We start from the raw sequence: 13,448 nt of genomic DNA on the forward strand, positions 1-13,448 counted from the left end.
ATTCTTCCTATTATTAATTCCATCATTATTCGCTGTTCACACCTCTTTTAATGGCACAATAAGCTTCGAATTTTTACTTCAATTACCCGCTTTAGTTTAGGAAGGCTATGTTACGGTGGCACCACATAATCAATAGGGTGATTTAACGCGAGGTTTTTATGTCAATTCCGGCAATTGAGGGTGTATTGCAACAGATACAGGCTCAGGCATTACAAGCAGCAAATGTTGCCAAGCCCATCCCAGTACAGGGTAGTTTTGCCAGTCAACTGACTGCGGCGGTAGAAAAAATAAACCAAACCCGCTTGAAAGCGACAAAGCAGGCACAAGATTTCACTCTGGGGGCCCCAGGTGTGGAGTTAAATGATGTCATGGTAAATATGCAAAAATCGAGTATTTCTCTGCAAATGGGGATTCAAGTAAGGAATAAACTGGTTAGCGCCTATAGTGAAATTATGAATATGCAGGTTTAGATATTTATCTAATTGATTTTAAATAAATATTTATTTCCCATTAATTACTTGGGGCACATATGGGGCAACTGCGAGTCTTTCATTTAATAATTTAATTTGGTCATCGCTATTTTCACTCATCCACGCACCGTAAACACTATGAACCATTTGTGACGAAACATGTCCCATTTGAGTTGCGATAAATGAAGGGTTGGCGCCAGCGGAAAGCATCCAGCAGGCGTATGTATGTCGTGTTTGGTAGGATTTTCTGTGTCTGACGCCTGACCTTTTGATTAGGAAATTCCAGATTTGCCCGAATCCCCCAGGGGAATAGAATTGCGTTCTTAACCCGTTGCTGGCGGTTAGAACCCCGTAAGGGACAAGACAGGCCAATATGCAATGATGATGATGGAATGTTGATTTCTCAGGTCGTCGATTCCGTCATGTGCATTGACCAAAAAGCCTACGGTATTTTACTGAGTTACTACTCCCACGGTGCCTCGAAACTGGCGATTGCATCTTACTATTACCGAGTTGCAAATCCACGCAAAATGATGACCCGTTCTGGAGGTCGATTTAAAAAACCGTCTCGCGGTACATGTCGTCGTGAAGTTGATGAGATTTTAAATGCGAGCATCTATCTTTTGTATCAACCTCTACAAAATGCGTTTAATTCACGTAAACGTGTAGAGAAAATTAAAAAGATTGCATAAAACGTGTTGACATCAATGAGCAAATGAGCAATACCTTCTGATAAGGTTGCCGTAAGTGTTTCTTAGATGGCTTTCCAGAATTTCCAGACCTCGCTTCGGCGGGGTTTTTTGCTGCCCTTTATTCAATAAAAGTATCCAGAATCAGCAGCAAATTTCAAATTTACACTCCAGCGGATTACTCTCTTGATGAATAGACAGATTTTATAATGCATCACCACATATTCATGCGTATTAGCTGTTGTGTGGTTGTATCCCATTGAGATAAAAATTTGCCTTAAGTAATATCAACCGGCGGTTTAGCAGTAGGATGAAATGACCTTTAACGATAAATAAGTGAGGAAATGATGTCTGATGTTAATAAGCTGGATGATAAACAATGCCCGTTTGATCCTGACCAATACAAAATTGATACTCTAGCTGCGCCAGTTGGCACTTCCCCATGGGCACTGATTCAAGTGTATTTAGGAAATAAGGTGCACCGTAAAGACTGGGATGTGCCTGATGAATACATACACCTTGTTCCTGGTAGTGGTAATGATGAGCCAGAAATTAAAAAACGCGATAAGCATGGCGAAATGACATCTTGGCAACCGACACAGGAAGATTTGATGGCTTGTGATTGGGAATTAGTAAAGCCGGAAATAAAACCAAAGCCAGTTGAATGTATGCTGTCTTTTGATCTTCAGGTAGGGACTAGCAAAGTTAAATTTCCTTATAGGGAACTACAGTCTCAAAATTGGGGATATTCGACTGTATCCCCAGAAAATGATAGCCCTCCTTACGGCATTTTGACTAATTTCCAAAGCACTATAGGATTTGGAAACATTTTAGAGTTCTGTCTCGTAGAGTCCCCCATTGGTCATTTTACTTTCATGCCATTGACATCTGACACCAAAATCCAACCAGACCTGAGAAAAAAGGATTTTGAAGTAACAGTGGATGGTTCAACTTATAATCTTGGTTCTACCCCTAGTGACGTTGTTATAGATGGTTCAGATTCATTGGGCTATTATTCAGATGGAGCAAAACAACTAGGCGACCTACTGAAACAAAACGTAGGTAATACGCTTCATTTTTGCTTCAACTGGAAATGATCCCCAAATTCACACCCTGAATCCAAGCCTCGCACTCGCGGGGTTTTTTGCTATCTACCCGTAGTCAACTTAGCGTTGACGACTCGAATGGGGGCGATTAACGCCTATATCGTAGTTAAATCAATATATTAGGTGTGATTTGATATGTTTCGATCAACGTATTGATCAGGATTAGAGAACACCCCATGAAGGATGAATTCGATGGCTTTATTCAACTCCTGCAAAATATGCAGTAGTTCAAAATCCCGATATCGGAATTCCGGCATCGGAACAAATTCAAATAGTTAGGAATTCCGAACGGCTCATTATCCAAGGCTGCGCATGGCGTGGCTTTTTTTGTTGATTATCTTTTTTGATTACATAATAAATTATTTAAATTTCAATATTTGATTGAAGTTATTTTCTATCGAAATATGACTGTATAAAAGAACACTTAGAAACCTAAAAGGCATTGTATAGAATGAAGCTCCATAATTTACCGATGGAGTTAATTCTAAATGTCAGAAGAAACAGGTCATGTAACATTTTTTGAGGTGAAAAAGTTAGGCTTTTATCCATGCAATAACTTAGAAGAGCTTCAAGGTCCTTCTGCTGAGGATATACTTAATAATTTAGTTACATGGGTAAATAGTAATATTTTTGAGAATACTCTTCCAGTAACCGATGATAACCGTTTACGCAAGAAGGTATACTGTCGTAGTGTTTATAAATGCCCCCAGACAGGAGATTATTTCTTTGTGCTCTGGAAATCAGAAGAAGATGGCAATGGAAATATACAAGGAGTAGAGTCTGATGCTAGTGTTACAGAATCCGCTGATAATATAATTATGCTCTCTTCTGAGAGGAGGAATGGAAAGAAATACATTTGGGGGAAACCATGTTATTACTGGTTTATCCCAAAATTGAATAAATTTGCATCAATAAAATTTCCTCACTCAAGCACGGATACTTATTTATTTGTAAGATACATAAGAGATTATGTTAATTTCAGAATGGATTATACCGGAAGAAAACTCACTAATGTCCAAAAGAAAAATAGCTTAGGTAAACCCTTTTCTTATCAGACAGCGACATTTGAAAGTGAAGATGGAAAAAATAGAGTTAACTTCCTATTTGAATGCCAGCAGTTTATGAAAAATGCCGGAAGATGATCAGAAGTAAGATATTTGAAAAGGAACCGAAAGATAATTATGGGAAGAACTTGGACTAAGTGGGAAGTTATGGAGAGTCAATTGTAATTCCTTTTCAGTATGTGAAAGGCAGACCAAACGGAATTGAGCTTGGTCTGCCCTCTGACGTTGTCAGGTTCAATCAGTTTAACCCGCTTACTCAGACTCGTCATTGAATAATTTACCTTGCAGGCGATCCACTTCCTCCTTTCGAACACGTTTTACTACGCTGTAAATCCATTGAACAGAAACACCAAATTTACGTGCCAGTTCGTGGTGATTCTTACCGTTAAATTTATTGAAGATTTCCCGATCGCGCAGGCTGACTTTCCAAACCATCCCCATAGGGAAATAGACATTCTGACCGCCCCAAACCTGCATCATACGGTTCGCGACAGCCTCCCCAATTTGTTCAGCTAGTACAGGGTCAACATTGATAATCTCACTGACTGTACTGGCTGTATGTTGTGCTAACTCGATCAATAATTCAGGGCCTTTGCTACGAAAATTATTCACATCATTCATGCTTTTTTCCTCGTAACGCGATGTTGCCACTTCTTCAACTTTTCAATAACACGACTGGCTTGGGCTGAATTCAGCCATTGTAAGCTGTCGATACCTGTTTCACGTTTAACCCATTGAGCCAATGCCTGTTCCGAACTGTCGCGGACAATCCCCATAGAAGCCATTTCTAACCATAAAGCGCGTATCTTTTTTGATTGAGGATGGCTATCTAATCGACGCGATGTTTCGGATTTCTTTGCTGGCTTAATCTTAAATCCCCGTTTTTTCATGGTTTCCAGAACGCGGGTTAACTGCGGGATATCCATGTCCCGCGTAGAGGTTTTCTTGGTTTCTGAAAGAAGCATCTGGCGATAGGTGTCTTCGTCCAGTTTTAAGTTACTACGTGCAATATGGATAAGCTGAATAAGTTTTTGTCTTGTCATCTTACTCGTCCTCTGCCATGCACTCTCGAATTGAGTAAACCAACATTGCCAAAGTCGCTGGCCAAGTAAAGAAAATGAAAGACCATACCAGTATTAATTTGATACCACGGTATCTGTCCAGATACCCAAGAGTGCGGTGCAATTCAGCTGTAGCCCATCCGATATAGCAGAACAAAAAGATGAAATTAAATATCATACTGTACTCCCAATTTTCATTTGTTCCTGCCCACTGACGGGTTGATGTAATCTGACCAATTCACCTTTGCGATAGCCTGCATTCATGGCATCCATACTGCCCCTTGCTTTTTTGGCTTCCCGCCCACTAACTTCCGTGGTGTTGGCATACTTTTCTTTGAGCCATTGATAAACTAATTCCTCTTCTTCTTGGCTCATTGATAACCTTACAATCTCATTAAGAACAGCAAGTACCCAACCTTCCGCGAACTTATCTCCTCTGCTGGTTTTGGTGGTTTTTTTCAGGCACTTATTTTGATTATTGATGTATTCCTTTCTGGCTTTCATTAACTGACGCCCCAATACTTCATAGGTATAGGCAGCTAACGCTGTACGTTCTTTGGGGCCATAAAAACTAACCTGGGTATCTACTCTATTTAACAGCAGTGAACACACCCCAAATGCATCCCTAATAATTGCAATCAGGCCTAACATATAAACAGGAGGACGACGTTGACCAACAGGCCAATAATCACTGATACTTTCGTCAATATCACTTAATGCAATTTCGTCTTCGCTGATGCTATAGGCCTGCATTAATTTCTGTGCGCGTCTTAGTGCAACTGCGGCTTCATGTGGGTTAGATGATTTTGACAAGGCGTAGAGTTTTTTGAGTTTACTTATGATTCTTTCATTATTGTGGTTCATATGTTTCTCCCAATAATTCTGCAATACGATGTAACTTTTGAGTTTTGTGATATTCGATAGCTTTACCCAGTCCATTCTGGCGAAGCTGTTCAATCATAATTTCTACATCCGCGATCTTTTCAGCCAGACCATTTTCAAAGCCATGAAAATTCAGAACCCGACAGGCTTCGGCAGACAGCTCGCTGGCCTCCTCGGCCAGCTTGCATAACTGTTTGTCATAACCCCATACCTGCATGGCTTTTTGGTATAAGGTTGTTTTATCCATTCACTGTCTCCAGCGGCTGTAAATCCCATGCAGCGACAGAAACACCATATTGTTGACTACAATGTGGGCAAACCAAGATTAGATCTACAACCCACTCACCAAATTCAGGAGACTGAATAATATTGGCTTGTTTCAAATTCATTTGTTCAACAGGTTTTTTGCAGTTATTACATGTTATTTTCATCAATATATTCCTTACTTAATTTCCTGTTCGAATGGGATAATTGAAAAATCTTCTTTACCTGAAATAATCGATATTCCTTTTATTTCTTTAACTGCATTTTTATCAGCTAAAATAGCCTCCTTATTAATTTCTTCTTTTGTTCTAATAAACCTGTCTAATTTGAGAATCTTTAATGCCTTAATAACCACATCCACGCCTTTAATGGAAACTGACTCTGGCCTCGTCCGCCAGGATACTTCCCCTGTTATCAAGTTTGCCGTCTTAGTTTTATGGCTATTTGTAATTTCATTACGATTAGCTTCACACCATATCTGAACGCCTTTCTGCAATATGTTAAGCTCTGCCTTTAGCGCTTCAATTGTGGGCGTGTTTCTATTAGCAATGACAGCAATTTCGTCATTAATTTTGGTTTCAATTCGGGTCAATTCACGTTGTATGTCACCAATTTTTTTAATATCCGCGCTGACCTGCTCACGGGATTGCGGGGTATAGGAAGCCGCAGCAGCTTTAAGCCGCATTTTTCTCTTTGTCATATTTATTTATCCGTTAATTAATGTATTAGTTTTTTACTGATGCTATCTTTAAAAACTTCTGTAATAGAAAAAAACTGTTCTTCCAGCAATTATTTGTATATGTGCTTCAATTTTTACGGCCATAATCTAACGAACCTCCCATGCAATACGGCATTGATATAGTTGGAATTGATATTTTTCATACGCTCCATGTTCATCATGACCAAATCCATACCTGACAGCCCGTCTACTTTCTTGATATCGGCGGCAATGAACATCATTTTGTACAACGATGGTTGGGCGGCTTTGCTGGTCGATATCAATTCGGCTGACTGTAAATCCTTGCGTTGATAATTTATTAATGGCATGTCCAACGCGTGATAAGGCAGTTTGAATATGCATATTGTCAACATTAATGGTTAAGGCAGGACTTTTTTTCATCGTGACATCCTCAGTTAACACTGCGAATAATATTGGCATCAACCGTAGGTATCTCATTAATAGCAGCCATATTCATTGCCGCAGTCACCAGGTTACCTATCGCTAATGGATATAACAAACTCACTGTTTCTCTACCGCCGTGACGACTAAGACACAAGCGATCTCGAATAGCGGCAATCGCGCTATTATCCAGAATTTTGTTCGTTTCCATGCCCACCCGACCAAATTTAAAGTCCAGAAAAGATTCCAAATAATCATTAAGCGGACGCAAGTTAACGACTTCGCAACGTTGTACCACTTCGCGAACTTCTTGATTTCGTTCTGACAGTTTCAATTCAAGCTCAGGCTGTCCAACTAAAATGATAGATAGCAGTTTCTTAAAACCATCTTCCAATTCAAAGAATCGTTTGAGGTGCTTCAAGGTCGGTAAAGGTAATGAGTGTGCTTCTTCTATTATCAGAACATGTTGATAACCTGCACGAGAACTGTCTTTCAATATCCTGTGCAACTGACGGAAACGTGCTTCAGGTGATCGTTTTAAGTTTTCCAACGGTGCCAACGTATTTACAATGGCTTCAGCAATACTGGATGCCTTAAGGGTTTTACCTTTGACATCATTGTCTTCCATTGCCAATACATACGGCTCAATAACAATAATGGGGGTATTTTCCCGGTTAATACGGTCAATGAGGTCACGACGCAGTGTTGTTTTACCTGAGCCTGATTCCCCTGATATTGCCAGAAAACCACCATAACGTGCGGTTTGATACATAGCTTCCCGTACATAACGACTATCTGGCGTCATGAAAACATCTTCAGCGCTTTGAATGGCACTATCTTCGAATGGATCACGAAACAAACTAAAATGTTTCTTTGTTGCTGGAAATAGTACTTGTTTCTTTAGTAACATGTTTTCCTCCTCAGAAATGAGGGTTGTCTCTTTGTTATCGGTGCAGACATCTAATGGGTTGGTTGTCTGCACCACCTCAAAACTTTTTACTGTGTCAATCCCTTTACTCGTCAAAAAATCAGTAATACGTTGCTTTATTACCTCCGCATTCTGCCGTGGCCAGATATTATGATTAACAATTTGGGCTAATGCGGCTGCCGAAATTCCTGCTGCATTTGCAGCCGCACTTTGTGTTAACTGATGTGCTTGTAACTGTTGTTTAAACACCAGCATATTAATCCCCCGTTAAGCGGCTATAAGGATCATGAACTTTAATTGCCATTCTTTCTTTACCTTATCTATGTCATACAAAATTAATTACCGTTGATAATGTGGCGTACAACATGGGTTGATTGCTCCATGAACTCATCAGACAACACATCAATTTGATCTGCAGGAACACCGTTGGGAAAGCGTTCAACTATTAATTGGTAAAATTCACCACACCATGTTTTTCCCTGTGACTGGAACCTTTCGCGTAGTGTTTTGACAACATCAACGGGGTTTAGGAGCTGTTCAATACGCGGGCTGTATACTGTTGAAGATTGCCCACGTTTAGGCATATACGTCGGTGCATCGTTACGTTCAATATCCAGATAGGGATCAAACCGACCATTGAGAGGTAACGTTTTTAATTTACGGGCGCCCTCAGTTTCAGTGGCATTATTTGTTCCCATCACTTTTTGTTCAACTTCAGCCAAATTACGTTGTGCAATTGTGTGGGAAATAGCATGGAACTCACGGCCAATCACAGGGGCACCGAGGGCAAAACCGTGTTCATCTTTAACGACTTCATTAACCAGATGGAAAGCATCAAAGCCATCTTCACCCGTAATGACAACCTGGGCGACTTCATCACGCCACGGATTACGGGTGATCATAATGGAATCACCAACACCGACATGAGGAACTGTACTCACATCATACTCACGTCCCCTAAAAGAGACACGCAGGGTTGCCTGAACCTTACGGCTTTCTGGTGCGGCAACAGCCAATTCACGGCAAACTTCGATAGCAGGTGCCTTGACTAGCTGTTCAGCCGTAATTCTCAACCAGCAATCAGTACGGGTTTGTCCATATCGGCTATGTATTGCAGTACGGTTAAATTTCATTCGCCATAGCCGTGCTAGACGGTTGAGTTCGTCAATATCATCAACTTGACGAAAACGTAAGCCAGACTCGAAATTGCGTTCAATAATGTCACGTGCTTTTTCAACCGAGCCTGTAGCTCGGGCATTACGAGCCTTGTGTTGTATCATCTGAATACCCAGCGCCTTACACAAATTACGTAATGTAGGTGCGGTTAAAGCTGAGCCAGGGTCAGTAAATAAAATCTGGGGCACGCCATGTAACACATCTGCGTCACCGCGATCTTGCATAGCGTTGATCAATACCGAAGTAAAATTCTGGCTGGTTTCACCGCCAAACAAATATTCGACATATATCCAGCCACTAGTATGATCTGTCAGTTCAAACGACCAGACGCGATCATTAACAATACGTGCCAGATTTTTCGGTTTATTTTTGTTAAACTCAGCGACAGGCATCATACGCAGCCCGTTATCACCACCCTTATTTTTGTCAGGATTTTTCAGGTAATACAGTACACAAATTGAGGCGTCTAACTCCCAGACATGATTAGGATGTAAGCTGGCTAATTGCAGACTGGGTGCAGGTACTTTCAATTGTTCAGGGTGTAGCTTGTATTGTCGTAATGCGCGGCTGATGGCATCAACAGATAATGAGATAAATTCGCCCGTTTCAGTATCAATATGACCCGCGCTAATCAGGCCATTTGAACGCAGATCGTTAACTGCTTGTTCAAGGCTATATAGGCGCTTGCCTGTGTTACGTGTGGCTTCCATTAATACCCCTGAAATGAGGATGGCTTCTTCACGCGTTAGTGCGCTATTACCTGCATCAGAACGTTTCTTGCGGGGTTTTCTACCAGAAACTTCACCCAATTTTTTTATCAGTGTCGAACGTGACATACACAACTCCTCACAAGCCGCACGATATACCGCCTCTTTGCCGCCATGTCCGGCTTTATGTGCTGCTTGTGCAATAGCAACTAATCGTTCGGTCATTGTGGCGTTCATATTATTGCCCTTGTTTTTTCAGTTTCTTTTCCAGCATTTTCTTCAATTCACGGACAAAAGGTGCAGCATCATTACCTTGTATCTGTAATTCACCGTAATTTGTCAGAATTGAAAACCCTTGGCTCATATCATTCAGATGTCGGCTGACCGCATAATTCAATTTGGATCTAGTCATGTGCCTCGTCCTTTTCCATCCAGTCAGGGCGTTTGAATTCTTTTTCTTGCTCCTCTGCACCTTCTTTAGCCCAATCAGGAATCACGTCGTGTTCCCTGTATTCAGGTAAATTAAATTGGTTACGCAGATCACGGAATTTGATTTCAATGTCATCCAGTAATCCCGTCATAAACCCAATATGGCTAATGTCAGTACGCATCGTATGACTATTTAATTCAGTGAACCCATTGAAAAGATTGATAATTGCGGCATCAACAGCAAATGCCAATGAATTAACTTCCAGAGTTAGTGCTTCGCTTTCTTCTTCGGGTTTTTCATGATGAATTCGGCGCTGGAGTTTGTGCTGGATTTCAGACTTTTCTTCGATCAAATTGCTGACCAGTTCTTTCTTTTCTTGTACTGTTTGACGTGATATTTCGAGATCGTTACGTGTATCGCGTAACGCCTTGCGTAGTTCGCGGACAGACATGCGATCAATATCATCCAGTGTCAGGCCAGCAACAGTGCCACCTTCGGCTAATTCTGATAATTCGTCATCATCTTCTGTCATCAATTCAAATAACTTGGATTTTCCTAAAAGCGCCAACGTTGGCGCTTTTGGCTGTAATTGGGGCGACATAAATTTAATAGATGCTTGCATTAGCCTTTGAGCTGTACGTTCAGGAATTCCCAGTTCTTCTCTAACAATGGATTCGAACTCACCATGAGGTTCACATTCCTTCAAGATTGTGAGTCTTTTACCTGCTTCCAACATAGCTTCGGCACTCTGAGCCATATAAAACTTGGCTTCATGAACAATACGGGTACGTTCATAAGGCAGTCCATCTCCAAACTGTTCCATGATTTGCAAACGATGGGTTGTCATGGCATTAAGATTGACTTGCAGATCGTCGGCAAGTTGAACCTCTTCGGCCAGTTCTACTGATGTTGTATTTTTTGTACGTGCCATTATAGGAATTCCTTATTAATTAATTTCTGCTACCAGCTAAAACACGCTGATTCATTTCAGTGATTCTGGCTTGTGTATTAGACATTTCATTTGAGAATGATTGTGCTATTTGTAGTAATTGCATGCCCGGGGCATATCTACCGCTATCTAATTTTTGTGCCAATCCTTCTTCTATTAATGTATTTAGTGCACGATTAATATTTGCCGGAGATTCCCCCAATAATTCTGCTAATTCCCCATTACTCAGCCCAGATAGTGAATGACCACGTAAAGCTTTCATGACTCGTAATATGCGCGTTCCAGAACTGGAAACGTTAATTTTGCGCATGTCACAATCTCCTTTTTCAATATGTGATAATTTGTTACAAAAAGTGATAAATTGCTTATACTAAATACTCAAAGATGGTGTTTTTAGACCGAGCTTCACAGCTATTTCATGGGCCTTTCCGTAGTTAGCTTTGGATTGTCCATTTAGAACACGGTACACAGCTTCACGGGAATAACCGTTTTCTTGTGCCCATTGAGTAACAGTAATGCCGTGTTGTTGGAAACGGTTTTTAATTTGTTCAGGTGTCATGCTATAGCCTCCGGTGATGCAATGATGTTTGTAGGATATGTGATACATTATTGTCTCAATTTTGGGACTTGTAAAGGGTTTTGGTGACAAAAATGTCCCTTGGTGAAAGATTGAAAAAAGAGCGCGAACGATTGGGATTTAGTCAATCTGACTTCGCAGAGATGGTTGGCGCATCAAGAAAATCACAAATAAGATGGGAAAAAAATGAATCTGCACCAGGGGCTGACGCTATTAGCCTCTGGGCAAAAGCAGGTCTAGATGTAATGTATCTGATCACAGGGCAAGCTCAGCAATCAATTTTTACCGCTCAAAAAAACAATGAGATAGATGAAGAATTACTAGGAAAAATTGTTCGTCAACTAGATTCTATCGCAAGGCAATCTAACCGCCGTTGGACAGCAGATGAACTTGTCCTACAATCATCAAAAATATATAACTTTTTGATTAAAGAGTCTGCTGTAGATGACGCTAGAATTGATAGGGTATTGAAATTGGTTATTAATCATTAAAGAATGAAGGATTTATATGGACAACAGAGAAGAAAAACTTAGAACAATTGCAGAACAGGTTGTTGATAGTCTTAAACTACTTCCCCAAGATGGGCAAGAACGACAAGTAACTATCAGTGTTGGTGGTAATAGTCATGGTTCTATTCACGTGGGTTCAGTTGTCAATATTAATCCTCCTACACCACCGCGACCACGTGAGCTTCATGAAAGGGATGGTCAAGAGTTACTTGCAATGAAACAACAATTGCTGACGAAAAATAAAGATGCTAAATGGCGTTGTTATTTTAATACACCTTGCCTACTGTTCTTTAGTCTTGTACTTATGGCATTTGGGTTTGCCCTATGGAATGCTTATATGGTGCTTTGGGGTGGAGGGTCTAGTGGTTTATTGCTATTCAATGAGAAAACTTTGGTAATTTTTGTTTCTTGGAGTGTACTAATTTATATTTGTGGAAAAAAAATGGATAAGCATAGAAAAATAGAAAACATCATAATAGATGAAAATAAGAACATTATTGATACCATCAATGTCATTTTACGACGCAGAAATTCTTAATGAGATAATTATTTTCAATTTCATACAAGGTATGAGCTATGCGCAATTTATTAATTCCCACAATATTTCTTTTGGCAGGATGTGGTGATGTGGCTGAAAATAGCGCTCAAATTGAGCCTGAAAAATCTCCCAGTCCCGCGTTCTCGATAACAACAGATAACGCCACTATCAATCAACTACTACCAGCTATCAGCCATTTGCTTCCCGGCCTTGATAAATACTCAGAACAATTTCAGGATAAAGCGATTGAGCTGAATCGCTTTCTAACAATTAAATTTCGTATTCCTGATAATGCCCAAATACCTATTGAGTATATGGCTTCTGGTCATAACTGTTTTATTGAAATTAATGATGACCAGACAGGAATTAAAATTCCTAAAAGTGCTTGTCAAGCGTTACTATTTGATCAACAAAATGTCCTGCCCGATAGTGATTATTGGGTATATTTTTATCCAGACGATCTGACATACAAACCATATGATTTCTCGATCATGCCTGATGCAGAACGCATTGATACCGCAAAAAACTATCTGGATAAAATAACTAAAACCATAGACAGTTTTCAGCAGAAAAATAATTGGGTAGTTTATGACTTTCTTAATTACGGTCGACAATTTAGGCAAATAGAACATGAAGGAAAAAGATTTTTATCTCAAGATGTAATACAACCTTATAGTGCTTGCCAAATGTCTGGGTTTAATGCGCAGAACTGGTGGGTTGAAAAAATCAATTTAGTTAAAGTTCTCTCTTCAAATGATCCTCAGAAAACCAACTTTGCATTGAGAAAAATTGAAGGTGCCTATAGTGAATACCAAAAAAGTGCAACTGAATGTTTGAAAGAAATTCAGTCTGCCCCAGCAAAACCAGAATCGAGAGAAATATTACCACCCACACCAGATAATAAACCCCCACGAGCGGGGTGCTTGATGGTATTTAAACCTGATGATACGACTGAATGGAGTTGCCCAATGTAATGGA

The 13,448-nt window shown here is 40.2% G+C and carries 20 protein-coding genes and 1 pseudogene; 7 read left to right on the plus strand and 14 right to left on the minus strand.

Going from position 1 to position 13,448, the window contains the following annotated elements; genetic code table 11:
- Positions 1-158 precede the first annotated feature (158 nt).
- A complete protein-coding gene (gene fliE / locus Xentx_RS07695; protein ID WP_074019664.1) occupies positions 159-470 on the plus strand; it encodes a flagellar hook-basal body complex protein FliE in 312 nt (103 codons plus the stop codon).
- A gap of 30 nt (positions 471-500) precedes the next feature.
- Here the strand turns inward: fliE and Xentx_RS07700 are convergent, their stop codons facing one another.
- Positions 501-842, minus strand: coding sequence for a tyrosine-type recombinase/integrase (locus Xentx_RS07700; protein WP_415843323.1), 342 nt, complete (start codon positions 840-842; stop codon positions 501-503).
- Here Xentx_RS07700 and Xentx_RS07705 point away from each other — a divergent pair.
- The 3 genes and pseudogenes from Xentx_RS07705 to Xentx_RS07715 form a co-directional block, all read left to right on the plus strand.
- Positions 836-1,162 (plus strand): annotated as a pseudogene (locus tag Xentx_RS07705) (antiterminator Q family protein); the annotation flags it as partial. The gene Xentx_RS07700 and the pseudogene Xentx_RS07705 overlap by 7 nt on opposite strands.
- 344 nt (positions 1,163-1,506) lie before the next feature.
- The gene (locus Xentx_RS07710) at positions 1,507-2,256 is read left to right on the plus strand and encodes a DUF2829 domain-containing protein (RefSeq protein ID WP_074019666.1); all 750 of its coding nucleotides are present in this window, start codon (positions 1,507-1,509) and stop codon (positions 2,254-2,256) included.
- A gap of 497 nt (positions 2,257-2,753) precedes the next feature.
- A complete protein-coding gene (locus Xentx_RS07715) occupies positions 2,754-3,407 on the plus strand; it encodes a hypothetical protein (RefSeq protein ID WP_074019667.1) in 654 nt (217 codons plus the stop codon).
- 174 nt (positions 3,408-3,581) lie between these two features.
- On the opposite strand, the gene Xentx_RS07720 is transcribed toward Xentx_RS07715, so the two are convergent.
- The 13 genes from Xentx_RS07720 to Xentx_RS07780 all read right to left on the minus strand — a co-directional run bounded on the left by Xentx_RS07720 (position 3,582) and on the right by Xentx_RS07780 (position 11,405).
- A complete protein-coding gene (locus Xentx_RS07720) occupies positions 3,582-3,950 on the minus strand; it encodes a Mor transcription activator family protein (RefSeq protein ID WP_074019668.1) in 369 nt (122 codons plus the stop codon).
- Complete coding sequence (locus tag Xentx_RS07725; RefSeq protein WP_074019669.1) at positions 3,947-4,372, minus strand: gp16 family protein; 426 nt, start codon at positions 4,370-4,372, stop codon at positions 3,947-3,949. The genes Xentx_RS07720 and Xentx_RS07725 overlap by 4 nt, the downstream gene beginning before the upstream one ends.
- A 192-nt stretch (positions 4,373-4,564) precedes the next feature.
- On the minus strand, positions 4,565-5,254 hold the full coding sequence (locus tag Xentx_RS07735; protein WP_074019671.1) for a DUF2786 domain-containing protein: 690 nt from the start codon (positions 5,252-5,254) through the stop codon (positions 4,565-4,567).
- Positions 5,241-5,519, minus strand: coding sequence for a nucleoside triphosphate pyrophosphohydrolase family protein (locus tag Xentx_RS07740; protein WP_074019672.1), 279 nt, complete (start codon positions 5,517-5,519; stop codon positions 5,241-5,243). The genes Xentx_RS07735 and Xentx_RS07740 overlap by 14 nt, the downstream gene beginning before the upstream one ends.
- The gene (locus tag Xentx_RS07745; RefSeq protein WP_074019673.1) at positions 5,512-5,703 is read right to left on the minus strand and encodes a hypothetical protein; all 192 of its coding nucleotides are present in this window, start codon (positions 5,701-5,703) and stop codon (positions 5,512-5,514) included. Before Xentx_RS07745 ends, Xentx_RS07740 begins: the two co-directional genes overlap by 8 nt.
- 11 nt (positions 5,704-5,714) lie before the next feature.
- Positions 5,715-6,236, minus strand: a complete 522-nt coding sequence (locus tag Xentx_RS07750; RefSeq protein ID WP_074019674.1) for a host-nuclease inhibitor Gam family protein — start codon at positions 6,234-6,236, stop codon at positions 5,715-5,717.
- A 126-nt stretch (positions 6,237-6,362) separates the two neighbouring features.
- Positions 6,363-6,656: a hypothetical protein gene (locus tag Xentx_RS07755; protein ID WP_083600905.1), complete on the minus strand. Its 294-nt coding sequence runs from the start codon at positions 6,654-6,656 to the stop codon at positions 6,363-6,365.
- A 10-nt stretch (positions 6,657-6,666) separates the two neighbouring features.
- Positions 6,667-7,839: an ExeA family protein gene (locus Xentx_RS07760; RefSeq protein ID WP_074019675.1), complete on the minus strand. Its 1,173-nt coding sequence runs from the start codon at positions 7,837-7,839 to the stop codon at positions 6,667-6,669.
- Positions 7,840-7,919: 80 nt separating this feature from the next.
- Positions 7,920-9,704, minus strand: a complete 1,785-nt coding sequence (locus tag Xentx_RS07765) for a DDE-type integrase/transposase/recombinase (protein ID WP_074019676.1) — start codon at positions 9,702-9,704, stop codon at positions 7,920-7,922.
- 1 nt (position 9,705) lies between these two features.
- Complete coding sequence (locus tag Xentx_RS19115; RefSeq protein WP_099132181.1) at positions 9,706-9,879, minus strand: hypothetical protein; 174 nt, start codon at positions 9,877-9,879, stop codon at positions 9,706-9,708.
- Positions 9,872-10,828 carry a DUF3102 domain-containing protein gene (locus tag Xentx_RS07770; protein WP_074019677.1) on the minus strand — a complete coding sequence of 319 codons (957 nt, stop codon included), beginning with the start codon at positions 10,826-10,828 and terminating at the stop codon, positions 9,872-9,874. Before Xentx_RS07770 ends, Xentx_RS19115 begins: the two co-directional genes overlap by 8 nt.
- A 19-nt stretch (positions 10,829-10,847) precedes the next feature.
- On the minus strand, positions 10,848-11,156 hold the full coding sequence (locus Xentx_RS07775; protein ID WP_074019678.1) for a helix-turn-helix domain-containing protein: 309 nt from the start codon (positions 11,154-11,156) through the stop codon (positions 10,848-10,850).
- Positions 11,157-11,216: 60 nt separating this feature from the next.
- The gene (locus Xentx_RS07780; RefSeq protein WP_074019679.1) at positions 11,217-11,405 is read right to left on the minus strand and encodes a DNA-binding protein; all 189 of its coding nucleotides are present in this window, start codon (positions 11,403-11,405) and stop codon (positions 11,217-11,219) included.
- Between the two features lie 92 nt (positions 11,406-11,497).
- On the opposite strand from Xentx_RS07780, the gene Xentx_RS18485 reads away from it, so the two are divergent.
- Genes Xentx_RS18485 through Xentx_RS07795 form a run of 3 tightly spaced genes read left to right on the plus strand, consistent with a single transcriptional unit; the run spans position 11,498 to position 13,444 of the window.
- On the plus strand, positions 11,498-11,914 hold the full coding sequence (locus Xentx_RS18485; protein WP_083600906.1) for a helix-turn-helix domain-containing protein: 417 nt from the start codon (positions 11,498-11,500) through the stop codon (positions 11,912-11,914).
- A gap of 16 nt (positions 11,915-11,930) precedes the next feature.
- Positions 11,931-12,470, plus strand: a complete 540-nt coding sequence (locus Xentx_RS07790; protein WP_074019680.1) for a hypothetical protein — start codon at positions 11,931-11,933, stop codon at positions 12,468-12,470.
- A gap of 38 nt (positions 12,471-12,508) precedes the next feature.
- Positions 12,509-13,444, plus strand: coding sequence for a hypothetical protein (locus tag Xentx_RS07795; RefSeq protein ID WP_074019681.1), 936 nt, complete (start codon positions 12,509-12,511; stop codon positions 13,442-13,444).
- The last annotated feature ends 4 nt before the right edge of the window (positions 13,445-13,448 follow it).

Source organism: Xenorhabdus thuongxuanensis (assembly GCF_001908095.1).
Classification (GTDB): domain Bacteria; phylum Pseudomonadota; class Gammaproteobacteria; order Enterobacterales; family Enterobacteriaceae; genus Xenorhabdus; species Xenorhabdus thuongxuanensis.